16 protein-coding genes and 1 pseudogene are annotated in these 18,617 nt (G+C 38.8%); 13 read left to right on the top strand and 4 right to left on the bottom strand.

Annotated elements, in window-relative coordinates; translation table 11 throughout:
• Positions 1–9: 9 nt before the first annotated feature.
• From ACSQ6I_RS26915 to ACSQ6I_RS26905, 3 genes are all read right to left on the bottom strand, one after another.
• Complete coding sequence (locus ACSQ6I_RS26915; RefSeq protein ID WP_127055488.1) at positions 10–1,692, bottom strand: efflux RND transporter periplasmic adaptor subunit; 1,683 nt, start codon at positions 1,690–1,692, stop codon at positions 10–12.
• A 296-nt stretch (positions 1,693–1,988) separates the two neighbouring features.
• A complete protein-coding gene (locus ACSQ6I_RS26910) occupies positions 1,989–2,159 on the bottom strand; it encodes a recombinase family protein (RefSeq protein WP_438893234.1) in 171 nt (56 codons plus the stop codon).
• A 790-nt stretch (positions 2,160–2,949) separates the two neighbouring features.
• Positions 2,950–4,050 carry a tyrosine-type recombinase/integrase gene (locus ACSQ6I_RS26905; protein ID WP_241993554.1) on the bottom strand — a complete coding sequence of 367 codons (1,101 nt, stop codon included), beginning with the start codon at positions 4,048–4,050 and terminating at the stop codon, positions 2,950–2,952.
• Positions 4,051–4,323: 273 nt separating this feature from the next.
• On the opposite strand from ACSQ6I_RS26905, the pseudogene ACSQ6I_RS26900 reads away from it, so the two are divergent.
• From ACSQ6I_RS26900 to ACSQ6I_RS26880, 5 genes and pseudogenes are all read left to right on the top strand, one after another.
• A pseudogene (locus tag ACSQ6I_RS26900) lies at positions 4,324–4,742 on the top strand (XisH family protein).
• Positions 4,730–5,065 (top strand): XisI protein, encoded by a 336-nt coding sequence (locus tag ACSQ6I_RS26895; RefSeq protein ID WP_190714985.1) that lies wholly within the window; start codon positions 4,730–4,732, stop codon positions 5,063–5,065. The pseudogene ACSQ6I_RS26900 and the gene ACSQ6I_RS26895 overlap by 13 nt, the downstream one beginning before the upstream one ends.
• A complete protein-coding gene (locus tag ACSQ6I_RS26890; RefSeq protein ID WP_190714987.1) occupies positions 5,052–5,234 on the top strand; it encodes an AbrB/MazE/SpoVT family DNA-binding domain-containing protein in 183 nt (60 codons plus the stop codon). The genes ACSQ6I_RS26895 and ACSQ6I_RS26890 overlap by 14 nt, the downstream gene beginning before the upstream one ends.
• 297 nt (positions 5,235–5,531) lie before the next feature.
• The gene (locus ACSQ6I_RS26885) at positions 5,532–6,080 is read left to right on the top strand and encodes a tyrosine-type recombinase/integrase (RefSeq protein ID WP_438893233.1); all 549 of its coding nucleotides are present in this window, start codon (positions 5,532–5,534) and stop codon (positions 6,078–6,080) included.
• Positions 6,081–6,709: 629 nt separating this feature from the next.
• Entirely contained in the window at positions 6,710–8,176 is a 1,467-nt protein-coding gene (locus ACSQ6I_RS26880; protein ID WP_438893232.1) for a Fic family protein, read from the top strand.
• Positions 8,177–8,495: 319 nt separating this feature from the next.
• On the opposite strand, the gene ACSQ6I_RS26875 is transcribed toward ACSQ6I_RS26880, so the two are convergent.
• Positions 8,496–9,074: a hypothetical protein gene (locus ACSQ6I_RS26875; protein ID WP_127055494.1), complete on the bottom strand. Its 579-nt coding sequence runs from the start codon at positions 9,072–9,074 to the stop codon at positions 8,496–8,498.
• 522 nt (positions 9,075–9,596) lie between these two features.
• Here ACSQ6I_RS26875 and ACSQ6I_RS26870 point away from each other — a divergent pair.
• From ACSQ6I_RS26870 to ACSQ6I_RS26835, 8 genes are all read left to right on the top strand, one after another.
• Positions 9,597–11,264: an ATP-binding protein gene (locus ACSQ6I_RS26870; RefSeq protein WP_190714993.1), complete on the top strand. Its 1,668-nt coding sequence runs from the start codon at positions 9,597–9,599 to the stop codon at positions 11,262–11,264.
• A gap of 27 nt (positions 11,265–11,291) precedes the next feature.
• Entirely contained in the window at positions 11,292–12,212 is a 921-nt protein-coding gene (locus ACSQ6I_RS26865; protein ID WP_190648978.1) for a HipA-like protein, read from the top strand.
• Positions 12,209–12,976 (top strand): HIRAN domain-containing protein, encoded by a 768-nt coding sequence (locus ACSQ6I_RS26860; protein ID WP_127055496.1) that lies wholly within the window; start codon positions 12,209–12,211, stop codon positions 12,974–12,976. The genes ACSQ6I_RS26865 and ACSQ6I_RS26860 overlap by 4 nt, the downstream gene beginning before the upstream one ends.
• A 246-nt stretch (positions 12,977–13,222) precedes the next feature.
• Positions 13,223–15,475, top strand: coding sequence for an SF1B family DNA helicase RecD2 (recD2, locus tag ACSQ6I_RS26855; RefSeq protein WP_190714995.1), 2,253 nt, complete (start codon positions 13,223–13,225; stop codon positions 15,473–15,475).
• 407 nt (positions 15,476–15,882) lie between these two features.
• On the top strand, positions 15,883–16,203 hold the full coding sequence (locus ACSQ6I_RS26850; RefSeq protein ID WP_190714997.1) for a hypothetical protein: 321 nt from the start codon (positions 15,883–15,885) through the stop codon (positions 16,201–16,203).
• A 35-nt stretch (positions 16,204–16,238) separates the two neighbouring features.
• Complete coding sequence (locus ACSQ6I_RS26845; RefSeq protein ID WP_190714999.1) at positions 16,239–16,637, top strand: site-specific integrase; 399 nt, start codon at positions 16,239–16,241, stop codon at positions 16,635–16,637.
• A 412-nt stretch (positions 16,638–17,049) separates the two neighbouring features.
• Complete coding sequence (locus tag ACSQ6I_RS26840) at positions 17,050–17,655, top strand: hypothetical protein (protein ID WP_190715002.1); 606 nt, start codon at positions 17,050–17,052, stop codon at positions 17,653–17,655.
• A 212-nt stretch (positions 17,656–17,867) separates the two neighbouring features.
• Positions 17,868–18,206 carry a hypothetical protein gene (locus ACSQ6I_RS26835; protein ID WP_190715004.1) on the top strand — a complete coding sequence of 113 codons (339 nt, stop codon included), beginning with the start codon at positions 17,868–17,870 and terminating at the stop codon, positions 18,204–18,206.
• The last annotated feature ends 411 nt before the right edge of the window (positions 18,207–18,617 follow it).

The following is an 18,617-nucleotide window of genomic DNA, read 5'->3' as shown; positions in this document are numbered from 1 at the left end:
TTTAAGTTATTAAATATTATTGTCTGGTTGATCAAAGACAGCAGCAGAATTTGATGTGGTTGGTTTTTTATGGTTATCAATATGAGTTTCAGTTTCATAAGTAAAGCCATCATATTCGGGATGACCAACTGATACAAAACGCTGACGTATGCGACGACTTGACCAAAGACTACCTGCGGCAAAAGCAGCAACACCAACAAGTGTTATTCCTCCTATTCCCAATAACCACAAAGGTATAGGTAAGTTTGTTTTTGCTTGGGTTAATTCTGTGTTGGTATGTGTTTCATTTTTGTCTCCGGTTGCAGATTTGCTACCACCCCGCAATGATTGGGCGTAAAGTTGTGGTGCGCGTTGAGTAACAATCATATCTCCCTCAAACAAACCACTTTTGACCGCAACCATATCTCCAGAAGTTTGTCCTAAAGTTACTTCAGTGAACTGAAAAGCATTACCATTTTGCAAATAGACAAGTTTTTTACCATTTGCGTCAACCACTGCTGAGGTAGGAATAGCTAAAGTAGCAGAGGAAGTTTGGTTTGTCAAAACTTCCAGTTGAGCAAACATTCCGGGTTTGAGTTGACCGCTTGAGTTATTCACCTGGGCTTGTACTGGTACAACTCGTGTTTCTCCTTCTACCGATGTCCCAATGCGAGAAATTCGTCCTGAAAAGGTTCGTTCTGGTAGACTTGCAACTTTTAAAATAATTCTTTGACCAGTTCTGATGTTGCTGAAATCTTTTTCATAAATATTAGCTGTAGCAAATACCTGAGTGTCGTTGACAATCGTCATCAATTTACCACCAGCATCTTCAAAGGTTTGACCAATAGTGACTTCTCGATCTGCAACCTTACCAGAGATGGGAGCAGTGATTGTGACTAATCCCTTAGCATTAGCAAACGTTCCTACTTGAGCAAGTCGGGTTTGATAAATATTATTACTGCGACTAATATTTGACTTTGCTAGTCCAACTGCTGCTTGAGCGCGTTTGAGTTGATTTTCTGCTTCAATAACTTCTCTACGGCTTTTGGCTTTGGTAAGTTCGGCTTTTGCTTGTGCTAACTGCGTTTGGGATTCTAAAGCATTGCGTCGAGGTAAAGCACCATCATCAGCCAACTGCTTATCTTTGTTGTATTTTTCTTGAGCAAATTCAACTTGACTCTGTGCTTGGGCGATTTCCGCGTCAGCTATTTGTTGGTATTTTTGGTAATTCTGTTGAGCCAGTCTTAAGTCTGCTTGGGACTGCTGTAAATCAGCTTGAGCTTGTGCTAATTTTTCCTGAGATTCCACGCGCAATGTTACTAAGTCTGGGCTAGTGACAACAGCAACAGGTTGACCTTTTGTTACTGATGCACCAGGTTCTACCAATAATTCCACCACTTTCGCCCCGGCAATGGGGGTAGTTACTTCCACTTTTTGGCTGGGTAGAGTTTCGATTTGTCCAGTAGTTTTAATACCGATGGCTAACTGCTGACGTTTGACTGGCTCGACTTTAATTCCTAAGCGTTTGGCTGTGTCGGCATCAACCTGGATAGAATTACTAGTTTGAGTAGCTTCACTTCCTCCTTGAAATTCGTTTCCATGTCCAGCATGAGCCAGAACAATTGTGGGACTTACTAATAACAGTAGGCTGAGGAATGTGCTAGAAACACAAAAAATCGTTATGGGTGTTTGAGAACGCTCTGAGTTAGACATTGCGCTTGTTAGGTTTGTGAGTATGAAGCATCAGGACTTGGGAACGGTTAAAAGTGCTTTTAGGTTTAAGAAATACACTCTGATCACTAGTGTTTCATGTAGAGATGAAATTAGGATGAAATCACGTTGCTCCCTTCCAAACTTAGAGGAGTTTCATCAAAATCTCCCAAGAAACTCTCACCTACCCTAACAAGGTTACTTTGCACAATTAACAAATACCTTATACAGCCATATTGCTTTTGACAATTGGTGATGGGTAGCTTACTCAAAATACCCCTCTTCTGTCACTTTCCGAATTAAGCAAGTAGTAAATGAACTTCCAATGCTAAGGAGAGTCCCGGTCGTTCTGCTTTTGCACCGCTTGTCCGGTCGGAGTAAATTTTCTCGCAACCAGCAAGCTGCAAAGCATCCATTTGCAGGTTCAGATTTTGGTCATCTGTTGAAATTCGGGCATAGCCTATCAACATACTTTGAACCACAACAAGTAAATAAACTCGTTACCTAACAGCATATTTTGCCTTTGATATAATTACCGAGTTTCTTTACTAAACTTGATTCCGGTTTTGGTTCTGCTTGATGGTAATAATAGGGGTAAAAAAAACGGTCGTTTCTTTTACCTTATATAGTTGCAATTAATCCTGGCTGAAGCTCAAATAGTTTTGTTGATAAGTTGGAGCCTTTTTTGAGTAAACTGCTAAACAACGATTTAACAGGACTTTCGGTCAGTTGCAATTAATTCTGGCTGAAGTGTATTTATAGTTGCATTTAATCCTGGTTTGAAAATCCCTTGATTGCAGGTTTGACTGATTAGTATTGCAGGTCGCTACATCTACATCTACATCTACAGCTACTTTTATATAAAACTTTAACTCTTGTAACATCTGCTTTATTTGTTCTGGTGTGGCACGAACTCTGATAATCTCTATCAACTAAATCATTCCTTGTAAAATATTAATTATGCCATTTTTATTACTATAAAATAACAGCATTTATAAAGATGATAATAGTTTCACTATCACCCTGGAAAATTCCCAAGTTCATGCTAATACTGTTTACCAATTCAATTTTAACAGTAAAGATGAAATTGCAGATTTATGGGAGAAAGTTTCCCCTAAGAAAATCCTGCACAGTGTCCTCAATAAAGTTTTCCCCTAAGAAAATTTTGGAGAGTGCAGTCTCAAAGGCGATAGCTGCGCTGTACTAAGTAAGTACGCGAACTTGCAACTCAATTTTGTGCGCCATGGCGCACATTTCTCCTCAAAACCTCGGCAACACAGTCCCCGTTCCCGCATCCTTCTTAGAACGAACATAGGTCTTAGTAGTATCGCTCTTACTATGCCCCAACTGGTCTTGCACCTCAAACAGTGATTTACTATCCACCGCCCGCGACGCGTGAGAATGGCGTAACCAGTGGCAAGAAAACTTCACCTTCGCCACCTCAGATATATCCTGAATCAACCTTTTAATCGCCCGGTCACTCAATGGCAAACCCCGCTTTTTCGGGTCAGGTGACAGATTCGGAAACACTGGCATCTTCTCACCTGCCATCCCCCGGTACTTCTTAAAGATCAGCGAAGTCTGGTGGTCCAAACCAATCTCCCGGTACTTCCCCCCCTTCCCCCGAAACTTAATTGTGTAATATCCCCTATACCTATCTGACGGTATCGGGTCTGGCTGCCATTTAAAGTTGTGCCAATATAAACCCGGATAATCTTCCTTCGGCTGACCCGGTTTATCACCAGGAACCGTCACCCGACCAACCTCACCCACCCGCATCCCACTATAAAAAAGCAAAGAAAAAACCAGCCAGTACTGCTCCCCCAACCGTTGGGCAACATCAGCCAACTGCGCCATCTCCCAATCTTCTAAATAACGCTCTGCCTTCGGTAAGTCACTGAAATTATCGTAATTTATGGTACTTGCGATATTCCGTAAAAAATAGCCAACATTCTCCCCATGACCATAACTCCAAAGCGATCGCAACATTAGCACCTGGTTAGATTTAGTATAAGGGGAAACCTCACCCCAACTAGCAATAAATTCCAGTAACTTTGGTGGCTGAACCAGCCGTAAATCCCGTACACCTTGTTTTTCCAACCAAGCGAGTAATTTTTGACCAAAGCGATAGTATTTTCGCTTAGTTTGCTCACGGTTCTGTGACCCTGCCCAAGCCAAAATCAACTCCTCATCATTTGCTACAGCAGGTGTGCGGTAATAATATTGACGAATCACCTCCTCTACTAATTCGGCGGTAACAGATGCTGAAGTATCACGAGATACAACTTTACTGGAGGAGGGAGGGAGAATTTCTACCGGGCTAACCTCAACATTAGTGATATCCATCTGGGAAATAACCATCACATGACAACTAACATCTAGCTTCCTGGAAGGGGACTTTCAGGAAGCTTTTATTTTATTCTATCCTTCCGTGAATGTGCAGGGAACTTCATGTCTAAGAAAGCGTTCGCTCGTTGGGAATATTTGGTTAACGCACCAGATGGCTTTTGGTGCGTGTGGTTACGGTGAGCGCAGTGATTGCTCCCGTTGGTTTACGCCCGCAGTGCGATGGCGCGAAGCGCACTCTTTATTTCAATTGTTCTATAATTGCAAGTAAATCAGAGAAAGATAACGATGGCAGCTAAAGATAGATTTCATGCTGTGGTTAGAATTGAAGAAGGAAAAGGAGCAGTGGCAGATAACCGATGATCCCCTGCGACTGGAAGTAGGCGGAACAAAGTTTGAAATTGATTTAGGTGCCCAGCAACTATTAGCAGCAGAGCGAGACCAAGAAAAAATTGCAGTTGAGATTAAAACCTTCTTGAGTGATTCACCACTGACCGATTACCATGCTGCGTTAGGACAGTTTTTGAATTATCGGCTGGCCTTAGAAATCAGTGATCCAACTCGCATTCTCTATTTAGCTGTGCCTGTGGTTACTTATGAAACTTTTTTTAAACGGGAATTTGCACAAATCTCATGTTTAATGATATCAAATTAAACAAATTATTTATGACCCGATTCAAGAGGTAATTGTACAATGGATACCATAGAGTCTTATCGCCATATAATTCAGTCGTTGTTGACAGATTATGCTGCTATCCCCATCGCCAATGGGTCGATAGATTGCTACACTGTTTTTGATCCGAAACAAGACCATTACCAGGTCATGAATGTGGGATGGGATGGCCATCGGCGGGTATATGGTTGTGTTTTACATTTGGATATTAAGCAGGGAAAGATTTGGATTGAGCAAAATATGACGGAAATGAGAGTAGCCCAAGAACTTGTGGATCTGGGGGTGGCAAAGGAAGATATTGTGTTAGGGTTTCAAGCTCCGGAAATGCGGCAATATACGGATTATGCAGTTATATAATTTAAGAGAAGGGATTGCGATAAATTTTAGTGTGGAAGGTAACAGTATTGTGATTACACCACAAAAAAGAAAAAAATATACGCTTGATGAGTTGCTCTTGGGTATGACTCCTGATAAATTTCATCCTGAATTTGAAACTGGAAACGCTGTGGGGAGTGAGGATTGGTAGTTAATTCTTATTTTCCGAATAGAGGAGATATTGTCAAATTAGAATTTGGGAACACACAGCGATTTAGGCATTGAGCCGAGATCCTTGCTCAAACGGAAATAGAAGCTGAAAAAGCTTATCGTATATAGTTTTCAGATTTTCTGTCGTTCCCGTTTTAAGTAAACACGAAGAATGATACAAGCAGACATATTTTAGTACATAGTTACTAATCAATACAATTGAAACTCAAATACCAACTTATGAGTCAAAGTAGGTAATACCAGACAAAACAACATTGATTTTTCAGGGGGTCTGGTTATGAATACAAAGACACTCCAACAATCAAAAGTTGGTAAAATTGAAAATTCACCGATTCAATCACCCAACTCTCGTAAGTATGCCGCAGTCAGAACACGAGAATACCTACTAGTTTCAGAAATTGAGGCCATGCGAGATGCACTCAAGAAAGCTGGTGGTTGCCATACCCATCGAGATTCAACACTAATCCTGTTAATTTACCGTCACGGATTGCGAGTTGCGGAAGCTGCTGCACTACGATGGGAGCAAATAGATTGGAGTGGAGGTAATCTCCACGTTAAGCGGGTAAAGACCGGAACTCCCTCTACACAACCACTATATGGTGATGAGATTCGGGCGCTCCGCAAGCTCCAACGCGATTATCCAGCGTCTCCTTATATTTTCCAGTCGTCTCGTCGCGGACCATTGGCAAGCAGCCCCAGAAGAATCAGTCGCACAGATGGAAGAAAAATCACCACAAGCAGAGGAAATCGCAGAAATAGAGAAGAAGATTTGTGGGGAGCATCCCAGTTTTTTGCAAAGAGGAGAAAAATCAGTCAGGACAGGTGAGACGAGTGTATTTACGTACAGATGAGTTCAAAACAAAAGCAAGGACTTCAACTTTTAAGAAACACGAGCCAAAACCCTGATCATTACGAAATTTTTAGATTTCGAGTGTTTATTTCATTCATAGCGGGTGGTGTGTCGCCTGTGGAAATGCTTTCAACCCATTAGGAACGCAAATTTAATAACTTGCAATTCTGAATTTACCTGGAATCCCTCTTCCATCACTTTCGGAAAGTAAAAATCTGATAGCCGTGCCATTAGCCATACCCTTTATTTAACAAGGTTTTTGGTGATTTATTACTGTTTCAAAATGTTCTCCATATTTTGTTATTAATAAAATCTTCCAACCTTTATCAAATCTATATTTCGAAATTAGGAAATTATTTTTGTGATTCCCAGTTTCATGAAAGAGGGTTATAACAAATATTACTAATTACTCGAAATCTGTAAGGTAAATTTAGAAAAAAAGTGAGAGATGCTTACTAAGCTTACCAAAGTGATGAGTGAGTATCAGCTTTTATCAACAAATAAAATTGACCACAAAATATGGGTTATCAAAAATAAGAGTTTGAGCATAAAAACTTGGAAAACTTGAGGTAAAATGTTAGAGAATCATCAAATAGTAATTACTTATGATATGGCAACCAATAGAAGATATATTATCAAGTTGGCAAAATTTAGCTAGTTCTGAGTTACGTCCTTTGGTTACTGTTTGGAATGAGCAGGCAGAGCGGCTGCGCGCATCTGGTGAATTTAAAGTTTTTATGGAAAGACTACGCCGCGAAATAGCCATTGAAACGGGAATTATTGAGCGGTTATACAATATAGATAGAGGAATAACTCGCCTTTTAATTGAACAAGGAATTAACGAATCACTAATTCCTCATGGAGCGACAGATCGTCCGGTAAAACAAGTAGTATCTTTAATCAGGGATCAGGAAACTGCTATTGAAGGATTGTTTGATTTTGTCGGTAGACAAAGGAATTTATCAACCTCTTATATAAAACAGCTACATCAAGTTCTCACCCAAAACCAAGATAATACAGAGGCTTTAGTTCCATCAACAGGCGAAATTATTCGTGTTTCTCTGATCAGCGGTGACTGGAAGCGTCAACCGAACAATCCTATCAGACCAGATGGTATTATTCACGAATATTGCCCTCCAGAACAAGTGGCATCAGAAATGGATAGGTTGATTGAATTGCATCATCAACATCGAAATCAACAAATTCCTCCTGAAGTTGAATCGGCTTGGTTGCATCATAGATTTACACAGATTCATCCATTTCAAGATGGAAATGGCCGAGTTGCTCGATGTATTGCCAGTTTAGTTTTTATTCAAGCTGGTTGGTTTCCCTTAGTTCTGACTCGTGATGACCGAGCAGATTACATTGCCGCTTTAGAGCAGGCAGATCAGGGGGATTTATCAAAATTAATTAATTTGTTTGCCAAGAGCCAAAAGCAAGCTTTCCTCCGCAGTCTTGGTTTATCAGAACAGGTGTTGTCAGAGGCACGACGGACTCAGGTTATTATTGCTTCTATTGCTGAAAAGCTTAAGCAAAATCAATCAGCATCTATTCCAGAGCGCAGTCAAAAAGTTGAAGATTTTGCTTCAAAGTTATTTGAAATAGCCTCTAATCGCGCACAAGATGTTGCCAATGAAATCAAGCTATCTGTACAAAATATAGTGGATGATGCAGATGTTTTTATAATTAGTGCGCCTGCTGGTGATACTCGTTCATATTACCACCGTTACCAAATTGTGGAAACTGCTAAACAGTTAGGATATTTTGCTAATCTTCGTAGTTATCATGCCTGGATACAGTTGGTTATTAATATAGGAATATCAACGACAATTTTGTTTTCCTTTCATGTTCTTGGACATGAATATCGGGGATTGCTAGTATGTTCAGCCTGTGCCTACCATAGAGATAATACAGAGGATGGTGAACGCAATATTAGTGATATTCAAACACTAACGGATTCTCCATTTCAGTTCTCTTATGCTGATGAAGATGATAACTTAACAGAACGGTTTAAGTTGTGGTTGGAAGATGTAATCCTGACGGGTTTGGAATATTGGAACAAGAGTTTGTGAATGCGATGCCTATCTTAATTGTTCCTAATCTGAGGTACTTTGAGTTGGTATTCAAATAGTATTCGTAATATAAATTTAGATTTTGTTATAAAAATTTACTTTAATCTAGCCCGGTTTTCCAGTCATTCTCAATAATTAAGATTTATTGAGAATATAGTCTCTCTACCTACAAGCCTCTAACCCTTTTGAAGACTCATTTCTAGCGAATTTTCTTACATCGAACTCAGGTGTTATCGGAGGTTTCAATTGCATTTTGTGATCCATGGATCACATTTGTTGATCCAGGAATACTTGGGGATTGTGGTCTTCGGTGCTATTTTTATGGTGTAGCTGACAAGTAGCCTTGGCGATACTTCTTTTTCTTCAAGGAAGCTGCTTCTTTTCTTGACCATTGCTTAACAGGAGTCAGTTGTGGAACATCTGTAAATTGGTAACTCAATGATTCATTTCTACTCAACTTTGCTACCACATTGCCAATAAAGCGACAACAGCGTTCTGGCTGACTAACTACTTGTTCCTCTGCAAACCTAATTATCACCCATCCAGCATCCACAAAACACTTATTCCTATAATCATCATCGCCAATAAAATGTGTTGGTTCTCCTGTAGAAAAACAATGGCTTTCATCCACTTCAATATCAAGATATAGCTCAATAGTTGGCTCTACAATTACAAAATCTGCGGTATAAGGGCGGTCATGACCATTTGGTAGCATTTCTTGTTGGGAATGCACCCAATCACCAAAATAATATTTTAGCACTTGTCCAAACCGTTTTTCAGAAACACCCACAGTCACACTACCACCACCATTTGGTTTAATAGAAGGAGAACGATTTTTAGTATCAGCGAAGGTGGGAATTAAAATAATAGGATAAACTGGAACTGATTTAGTCACCATTGTTGCGTATAAGTAACAACACTACCAATACCTTTTGATTAAGGGGAAAAAGTTATAATTCCTTTACCCAGACGACAAAGTAAATTGTGGATTAATCAGAAAAGTATTGGTTATACTCCTATTTTAAAGACAATCCTCTTACTCTAAATCTGTAACTTAATCTATTTTTATTTACATTCTGCATCTATCATTTGATAGAAAGAAATTACGTAGTTTAATCCTAGATAAAACCTCAAATTATCATTAGAATTTGGATATACGAATCAGATTTGAATCTTGTTATGTACGTTAAAACTTTCATCAATGTCAGCCAAAGTTTTGGCTAATCTGGATTTTCAAAGATTCAATAATCATACAGAATTAGTATAAATCTAGTACAGCACAAGTGAACCCACCATTATAATTGTTAAAAACTTTGTAGTTTAGAACCGTATTTCAGATATCTGAAAAGCTCAATGCCGTATTCATTTTGATTTTCGCACTGCGGTACTAATCCTATAAAAAGCTTCTGGATATAATAATATGGCATCCTTATTCTTAGCAAAACTGACTAACTTCATCACCACAGGAGAGCCTGTGATTATTTGTGAATCTCCTGTACAAGAAAGATATCGAATGCTCCGCTCTCTTTGCCAATATTGCTCAAAAATAGGCATTAAGTGCTATCTATGGAATTTGGGACAAGAAATAATTAAGGAAGTTGAATGCGTAAATAATATAGATTTAAGTTTCAAAGATTTTTATGGCTATACTCTAAATCCGACACAAGAGCTTAAAGACCACTTTAGAATTTTGAAATTTTGGGAATGTTTTCAGGAAGAAGGTGTATTAATTATCGAGAGTATCTACCCTTGGATTAGTGCTAATGTAGCCCAAGAAACACAGTTTTTCTTGATATCTGAATGGGTGAAATCAAAGTTGCTCAATCTTTCCTTCTCCCAATCTGCTGTTGGTAAAATCAAATGTGCTATTCTTTTAGGTTCTCAAGCTAACTTACACCCAGAACTTGCTGCTCAAATTCCTGTAGTCACTCAAGAATTACCTGATATCTCAGAAATTACTGCAAGTCTTAATGAGGAAGCAGAGGGAATTTTACCATCCAATTTGAGCGAAATTGACAAAATTACAATTATCCGTAGTGGGATTGGATTATACATTTCCGATTTAATAAAAGGGCTAAAATCAATTCATTCTCATGATAAAAGTGCAGAAACAATAGCTAAACAACTACTCCAATATAAAATCAATTTGCTTAACAGACTTTATGGAATTGAGTTTATTCCTACTCCCCAAGTTCCCTTGGGAGGATTAGATTTGATGCAGGAGGCTTTTAAGAAATTCAAAAGATTATTTAGTCCCCTTGCCAAAGCCTATAAACTCAGAGTTCCTAAAGGTATAATGCTGGTAGGTCCCCCAGGTACGGGTAAATCACATTCTGCTAAAGTATGCTCTCAAATTTTAGGTGTTCCTTTGATTTTAGTAGATTGGGGTAATTTGAGAAGCTATGGTAATGAAGCAGAAAGAAGACTGAAACAGTTACTAAATTTAGTAGACTGTTTGAATGAAGTTGTTATTTATTTTGATGACTTTGATAAGGGATTTGCTGGAGATGATGATATAGCTAGAAGGTTAGCAGGACAGTTACTCACTTGGATGCAAGAACGTACCAGTGATGTAATTGTAATCGCCAGTGTCAACCGCTTGGAATGGCTACCACCAGAATTAACTAGGGCAGGCAGATTCGACTACATTTATAAAGTAGACTTGCCTAATTATGGAGAAAGACACAGTATTTTTAAACTTCACTGTGCTAGATTTGATGATAGATTTAGTGGTGATGTTTCTGGTAAAATTGACCCTTACAGTCAAGAGGAATGGCGACGACTATTGAAAGAAACTAATCGCTGTGTAGGTGCAGAAATTCAAACTATTGTGGAGAGGGCTGCGGCTACTACTTTCTGTCAAATGTTTCCCGATGATGTACCTGTGCCTACCAATAGTAAACTACCAGCATTGGAGATTTCAGTGGCGACGTTGTTAGCAGAACGTCAGCAAATTAATCCGTTAGCTATTAGAGAAGCAGATAAGGTAGAAAGTATGAGGAACAAAGCAGAACTTCAGGGGTTGCCATCTTCGACCATAGATTCATCGGAGTATGCAATTGGTAATATAGATATATTTGGTGGTTGAAGTTATTAATAAGGAAATAAATTACTAATGAAGCCCGCTCCTGAATTTCCTATCATTTTTGTTACTGAAGCAGATTATGAGCTTTCCAGTAACGAGATGATGGGCAGCAAGTATAAATTTTGGTTTGAGCATGAACAACTTGGGCGTTGCCTATATAAGCAAGCGCGACCAAATTTAGGAGAAGATTGGGCAGAGAAAGTAGCATCTGAGTTGTCTGAGCTTTTAGGATTACCCCATGCTACTTATGATCTGGCAGAAACTTGGGAAGGGAATTGGGGTGTAGTTTCACCGTACTTTTTACCAGGAGGAGGGACACTTGTTCATGGCAACGAAATTCTCACGCCAATTGTGCCAAATTACCCTACCTTCGTTACCTATGGCGCATCACAACATACAATAGATATTGTCCTGCAAGTTATCGCAGCAGATTATGTGGGCTTGCCAATAGCTTGGACACCACCGAGCGGTATCCAAACAGCAGTAGAAGTGTTTGTTGGGTACCTGTTGTTAGATGCCTGGATTGGTAACGGAGACCGGCATCATGAAAACTGGGCTTTTGTGCGAAATAAGGTGGCATCTACAGAAACTGTACACTTAGCACCTACCTATGACCATGCTTCGTGTTTGGGACGTGACCTCCCTGACGGACAGAGACAGAAACGCTCAATCGAGGCGTATGCAAATAAATGTTATTCTGCTTTTTATAACAGTGTTGAAGACAAAAAGCCCCTTAAAACTTTTGATGTATTTCACCGAGTTGCTCATCGTTATCCCCAAGCAGCCAATGTATGGCTGGAGCGGCTTGAAAGCATCTCAAGAGCAAATACCCTATTAATTTTTAGTCGTATTCAGCGTAAGCGCATCTCAACTATTGCCGTTGAGTTTGCACAGAATATTCTGGAATTCAACCAACACAAGCTGCTTAAATTAAGGGAATTACTTCAGTGAAGACACCTCAAACATTATTTTTAGCTTGGCAAGACTCTAATAGTCGCTCTTGGTTTCCGATTGGTAGGTTAACCTTTGATGGTACAAGGTACAAGTTTGTCTACACCCAAGGCGTAAAAGCGGCAGAACGGATGTGCAGTTTTACACCTTTATCTTCCTTTCCGCACTTGAATGAAGAATATACATCAACCCAATTATTTCCTATTTTCTCTAATCGGTTGTTGCCTCGTTCCCGTCCTGATTATGCAAGTTTCCGGCAATGGCTGAATATTCCAGAACATGAAGATGATCCAATTGCAGTACTAGCCCGTAGTGGTGGACAACGAGAAACAGACACACTCACCGTCTTTCCCTGCCCAGAGCCAGATGCAGCAGGACAATATCAGCTGCACTTTTTTGTACATGGGCTGCGACACCTGCCACAATGTGCAATTGAGCGGATTAATCGCTTGGAACCTGGAGAAAAATTATGGTTAGCTCATGAATTTCAAAACTCCTACGATTCCCAAGCATTAACTCTTCATAGTGAGGATCACCACATCGTAGGCTATTGCCCACGTTACTTAAGAAATGAAGTTTTTGAACTTCTTGAACGCGACCCCAGTTCAGTAATACTGAAAGTAGAACGTGTAAATTTACCACCGACACCGCTCCAATTTCGGCTACTGTGTCAGATAACTGCTTTGTGTAAAGACGACTTTCGGTCGTTTTCTAATCCAGAGTATCAGCCGCTCAATCAGGAAGACTTAATGGCAGCAGTTTAATTTATAGCAGTTGCTAAAATGCTTAAGAAATCGTATTTTGATTTAAAGGGAACAGAAAAATGCCCTAACAATTGCGGCGACTGCTATAACTATTGACAGTTAAGCCTATGCTCATGACTTTATTCATCAGGCTAGATTATGTGTTATTTGAATTTCAATCTAAGTATACAAGTACTGTAATTCTACTTTTATTGCTTTCGAGTTACAACTTTGTGATGACTGGACTCAGCATAATTTGAGTAAACAATGTCCACTGCACCAAACCCGACTTCCCAACAAATTAATGCTTCTGTTCCCCAAGAAACTATTACGGGAGTAGTAGAACGGCTAACTTTTTACTCAGAAGAGTCCGGTTACACAGTGGCACGCTTAACTCGCTCTAGTATCAAAGATTTAACAACTATTGTCGGCAGTTTTGCCAATATTCAGCCAGGACAAACACTACAACTAACGGGTTTCTGGCGTGACCATCCCCAATATGGATCACAATTTCAAGTTATCAATTATAAAGAAACTAAACCAGCTACACTTACGGGTATTGAAAAATATTTGGGCAGTGGATTAATTAAAGGTGTGGGTCCCGTCACAGCAAAACGGATTGTTGCCCATTTTGGAACGGAAACACTAGAAATCATTGAAAATCAAATTGACCGTTTAATCGAAGTGAATGGCATAGCAAAAAAACGGATCAAGTTGATAAAAAACGCCTGGGAGACTCAAAAAGCTATCAAAGAAGTGATGGTGTTTTTGCAAGGACATGGCGTTTCTACTATCTATGCAGTCAAAATTTATAAACAGTATGGGGATAAAGCGATCGCTACGGTTAATCATAATCCATACCAATTAGCGACTGATATCTACGGTATAGGATTTCTCACTGCTGACAAAATTGCGAGAAATCTGGGAGTTGCACCGGATTCTCAGTTTAGATATTGTGCTGGACTTGTTCATGCTTTGAGTGAAGCCGCAGAAGATGGGCATTGTTACTTACCACAGCCAGAACTAATTGAATCGGTAATTAAACTGCTGACTACTGAATCTCATCAGCCCACAGAAGAGGCAATGACTCAAACTATCACAAACATGGCTTTGAAAGATGAGTTAATTAGAGAAAAGGATGGTGATACATTACTTTGCTACAAGCCTACCTATTATCATACAGAGAAAAACTTAGCAGAACTTATACATGAACGTTTGAATAAACCTGTTACTACTGACATTCCCCGCGTCCGGGCATGGACGGAAAGATTTACACAAACTCAAAAAATTGAACTTTCCCAACAGCAACAGGAAGCTGTAGAGATGGCTGCTTATTCCCCCATCATGATTATTACAGGGGGTCCAGGAGTTGGTAAAACGTTCACTACCCATACCATAGTCAGTTTATGGAAGGCCATGGGTAAATCCATTGCTTTAGCTGCACCAACGGGAAGGGCTGCACAAAGATTAGCGGAAATGACTGGTTTAGAAGCAAAAACCATCCATCGTTTATTGGAATTTGACCCCAGAACCAGGGGTTTTAAATCTGACAACGACAATCCTTTACCTCAAACAGCAATTATTGTTGATGAAGCCAGTATGTTAGATTTGTTTTTAGCATACGCCTTAGTCAAAGCAGTTTCCGCCGGCGCACAACTTTTATTGGTAGGAGATATTGATCAGTTACCGTCAGTAGGTCCTGGTAGTGTACTTGCTGATTTGATAAATTCGGGCAGAGTCCCAGTAGTACGACTAACTCAGGTATTTCGTCAGGCTCAACAGAGTGCAATTATTACTGCTGCTCATCAAATTAATCGGGGTCAGTATCCCACAATCGAACCAATCAATAATTCCCCAGTTTCTGACTGTTTGTGGCATGGAGGGGGATTTCAGCCAGAACATGGGGTGCAAACAATTTGCGAATTAATTACAGACTTAATCCCAAAATTAGGTTTTAACCCCGCTACGGATGTACAAGTGCTTTGTCCGATGTCAAGGGGATTAGTGGGTACTCGTAATCTGAATACGGTATTGCAAGAATTAATTAATCCTAAAAGTCCCGATAAGGTAGAGATTACCAGGGGTGGGATGACATTGCGGGTAGGTGATAGAGTAATTCAGCAGACTAATGATTATCAAAGAGAAGTTTTTAATGGTGATTTAGGAATCATCACAGACATAGACACTGTTGAACAAGAAATAAATGTGCAATATGGCGATAGCGCAATCGCTGACTTGTCAGTTCGCTCTGTAATTTATGATTATGCTGACCTGAATGAAATTACACTCGCTTGGAGCGTTTCTATACATAAATCCCAAGGTTCTGAGTACCCGGTGGTGATTTTGCCTTTTTATATGCAACATTATATGATGCTTAGTCGTAATCTGCTTTATACAGGTTTAACTCGTGCTAAAAAGTTAGCAATTGTAATTGGGGCAAAAAAAGCTATATCTTTGGCTGTGCGTTCTACTGATGATATGCGACGATATACACGGTTACAGCAAAGATTGGTATTGTAAATAAATTGAATCCACATAATATTAAAAAAGAGTACAAATGTATATAAACGAACGTAAAGTAGTAAGAGTATCTGAATTAAAAACAATTTCCATTCAGTTTCCTCAAGATGTTTATATGTTAGCTTTATGGGTGCTTGCTAATGATTTAGCGGACTCTAAGCAACATTCAGGTAGGTAGTTGTCTAACAACAATTCATGGTTTATCAAGTAAACTATCTTATTTAACACGAATTAACTTACAATCCATTAAATCTCAATTTGCTGCTGCTGGTTTTTCTGATGAAGCTACTATTGAACCAGATGATAATAACCATCCTAATGATATTTTTCAATTAATCACTGGGGAAGATGAAAGAAATTCACAAAAATACTGATATAGTAAATATTTAAATCAGGAGCATAAAATCATGGAATTCACTGGAACTTGGCATATTTATGAAATGTCGAATTGGGATGAAGAATATTTCAATATGGAAGTACAGGCTTATATCGAAATTGATGAAAAAGGAAATGGGGAGTTTCAATTTGGCTTAGTTTTTGGATCTATTGATGGCGATATTGTTAAAGATGGTAATGGTAACAAATTAGAATTTACTTGGGAAGGCAATGATGAATGTGATGAGGCTTCTGGTAGTGGTTGGTTGAAATTGGAAGACGAAAATGAACTGGAAGGAAAGATAAAAATGCATAACGGAGACAGTTCTACGATTTTAGCCAGACGTGCTTAACATTTTATTTAACTACATCTGAATCACAGTAAGTCATGAGTGAATTTGAAAAAGAAGTAGCCAAAATCGAAAAGTATAATCAACCGCTATTAGATGGGTTTAAAGTATGGTTAGAGAAAGCTAATCTTTCAGCTAAAACGATAAAACTGCATATCACCAATATTGAGTTTTTTGCAGAATATCTTGTTTATTATGAGCCATTACAAAAACTTGATGAAGCCGATGAACAAGATGTTTCTTCATTTCTGATTGATTGGTTTCCTCGTAAAGCACTGTGGGCATCTGAAAGCAGCACTAAATCTTACATGACTTCTTTTAAAAAATTTTTCTCCTACATGGTGGAAACTGAGAAAATTAGTCCTGATATAGAAGCTGAAGTTAAAGATACTCTCAAAGAATATAAAGATGACTTTCTGGATGCTGTTAGTGAGTAAAAACTATTAAGCTGCCAAGCAGATTTAAGTCGTTATTTTCGTGAGCAAGTTTTAGCAGAAGCGATGGTTATTTATGAGCAAAATTGATGATTTAACTCGGCTAAAACACATCCGAGATTCCGCAAGAGAGGCGTTATCTTTTGTGAACAATCGCCCTCTTAGAAGATTTAGATCATAATAGGATGCTATCTTTTAGAGCGTGAGATAAAATCATCCCATCATTCAGCAACGCTAAATTTATTATATCAATTGATAGATGTTGTCATAAATTTTATACCAATGTTTTAGAAATAAGTGTTGAAAAAAAGTAGACACAATCTTATATCTGCAATTACGAAATTTGATAGCTGACTCAGAGAAGCAGGATAGTAGAAAATGATGCTTATTCGTAAGTAATTATAAAGATTGAGACATGAGAATACACAATAGTCCTGATTGCAGTAATTACCAAATTCCCAAGCAACAGGCAATTGAAGTTTATCCAATAGTATCCCAACGTCGCCCAGTTGATAAAAAAAGTTCAATTTTCTTATTGGTAGCAGCAGCAACCGCATTAGTGCTGGCAAATACATCCATTAATCACCTGCTGATGTCTGTTTTAATCTTGCTAACTGCCATCATCGCAGCATTTCCCCAATTAGCAAATAAATTGCTGACCAAATTTGAAAAATTGCAATGCCGTTGGGGAATCAACTTTTATGCCATTTTAGTTGGCATTATCTGTATAATTTTCACTTTTGATTTCACCACAACATCAGCTAATGCCCAATTTTTTAATGGCGCACAAACATGGATGACAGGAGCTTTTGCAGGCATTCCTGCTGATGCTATCATCTTATTTTTTAATGTTCTTAGAGCATTGTTTCTGCTGTATCTTGGTATTTCCTTGGTGAGAATTGTCAATGCTGCCAGAAATGATGAAGATTGGCAGAATTTAGCAAGAACTCCGCTGATCATCAGCGTTACTATTGTAGTTGGCGATATTCTCACAGGTTTGATTACTGGTAATGCAGTCTAAGTAATTCAAAAAAAGAGGCGTTTAACTCTCTTTTCAAAAAGCAAGGTGGTTTCTGGAGATTCATAACGGGCGCTCGTTTTTCAACAACTTCTATCACTCTTGGATAAATTCACTATTTTTCGACAATACAACGGACAAAATTTCAGTTTTTCTCTCAGTCTGATAATAGCAGTTTAGGTTAAATTTACACCTTCAAAAACATCAGATAACTAATGAAGCGCAAAGAATTTAGAACAGTCAACAGAGTTTTGGGGGAACAACCGAGAATTGGACCATTTCCAGCAGATCAAGTTTTTCCTTGGGCAGCTATTGCTTTGACAACTTACTTGATCTGCAAGCTAACTTTTCAAACTTCTTTGTTAGTTACTGGGTTAGTTACAGCTTGGGGATGTGCAACTTGGTGGACTCTTACCAGTAATAAAACCTGGCTATCAAAATTTCTCACAGTACCCAGAGTTACCAGAGGATACAAACGCTTTTACTCTCTGATTCAAAAACCAGAAATACTAACATCAACTTCAAAAAAAATGGTCGTGCCAAATTCCAAATAGTGCCGTCTACAGGCTAGTACCGCTTCACAAAAGTTAAAAGTAATATGGAATCAGCTTTTGAACGATTGAGAATGGTTCATTAACTTACGCCGCAGTGTACTAGATAAGAAAATTCAAAAGTCGTTGCATAAATGCAGGATCAATTAGAATCTGAAACTATCTAAATTTCGGTAAAAATCACACAAAATCATCGCCTGATATGGCTAATACAATTTTTGTTTAATAGCTTGTGTGGCGTAGCCGTAGATCCATAGATTCCCTAAAAAATAATCTCATTTTCTTTTGGTTCAAACCTTATTTGAAGAATTTATTCAGCGCAGCCTCATAAATAAATGGTATAAAGCCAAGCTGCGCTAACAGCAACACCATTGAACATTCACAATTATCATATTCCCATAAATAAATTTCGAG

Origin of the sequence: Anabaena sp. WFMT (genome assembly GCF_051781005.1) — a bacterium.
Taxonomy (GTDB): domain Bacteria; phylum Cyanobacteriota; class Cyanobacteriia; order Cyanobacteriales; family Nostocaceae; genus Anabaena.
The sequence above is the reverse complement of the archived record's forward strand: the minus strand, read 5'-3'. Positions and strand labels throughout refer to the sequence as shown.

What these genes read in the sequence shown, in the direction of transcription:
- ACSQ6I_RS26915 (WP_127055488.1), bottom strand. Translation starts at nt 1,692, where the DNA reads ATGTCTAACTCAGAGCGTTCTCAAACACCCATAACGATTTTTTGTGTT.
- ACSQ6I_RS26910 (WP_438893234.1), bottom strand. Translation starts at nt 2,159, where the DNA reads ATGTTGATAGGCTATGCCCGAATTTCAACAGATGACCAAAATCTGAAC.
- ACSQ6I_RS26905 (WP_241993554.1), bottom strand. Translation starts at nt 4,050, where the DNA reads ATGGTTATTTCCCAGATGGATATCACTAATGTTGAGGTTAGCCCGGTA.
- ACSQ6I_RS26895 (WP_190714985.1), top strand. Translation starts at nt 4,730, where the DNA reads ATGGATACCATAGAGTCTTATCGCCATATAATTCAGTCGTTGTTGACA.
- ACSQ6I_RS26890 (WP_190714987.1), top strand. Translation starts at nt 5,052, where the DNA reads ATGCAGTTATATAATTTAAGAGAAGGGATTGCGATAAATTTTAGTGTG.
- ACSQ6I_RS26885 (WP_438893233.1), top strand. Translation starts at nt 5,532, where the DNA reads ATGAATACAAAGACACTCCAACAATCAAAAGTTGGTAAAATTGAAAAT.
- ACSQ6I_RS26880 (WP_438893232.1), top strand. Translation starts at nt 6,710, where the DNA reads ATGATATGGCAACCAATAGAAGATATATTATCAAGTTGGCAAAATTTA.
- ACSQ6I_RS26875 (WP_127055494.1), bottom strand. Translation starts at nt 9,074, where the DNA reads ATGGTGACTAAATCAGTTCCAGTTTATCCTATTATTTTAATTCCCACC.
- ACSQ6I_RS26870 (WP_190714993.1), top strand. Translation starts at nt 9,597, where the DNA reads ATGGCATCCTTATTCTTAGCAAAACTGACTAACTTCATCACCACAGGA.
- ACSQ6I_RS26865 (WP_190648978.1), top strand. Translation starts at nt 11,292, where the DNA reads ATGAAGCCCGCTCCTGAATTTCCTATCATTTTTGTTACTGAAGCAGAT.
- recD2 (WP_190714995.1), top strand. Translation starts at nt 13,223, where the DNA reads ATGTCCACTGCACCAAACCCGACTTCCCAACAAATTAATGCTTCTGTT.
- ACSQ6I_RS26850 (WP_190714997.1), top strand. Translation starts at nt 15,883, where the DNA reads ATGGAATTCACTGGAACTTGGCATATTTATGAAATGTCGAATTGGGAT.
- ACSQ6I_RS26845 (WP_190714999.1), top strand. Translation starts at nt 16,239, where the DNA reads ATGAGTGAATTTGAAAAAGAAGTAGCCAAAATCGAAAAGTATAATCAA.
- ACSQ6I_RS26840 (WP_190715002.1), top strand. Translation starts at nt 17,050, where the DNA reads ATGAGAATACACAATAGTCCTGATTGCAGTAATTACCAAATTCCCAAG.
- ACSQ6I_RS26835 (WP_190715004.1), top strand. Translation starts at nt 17,868, where the DNA reads ATGAAGCGCAAAGAATTTAGAACAGTCAACAGAGTTTTGGGGGAACAA.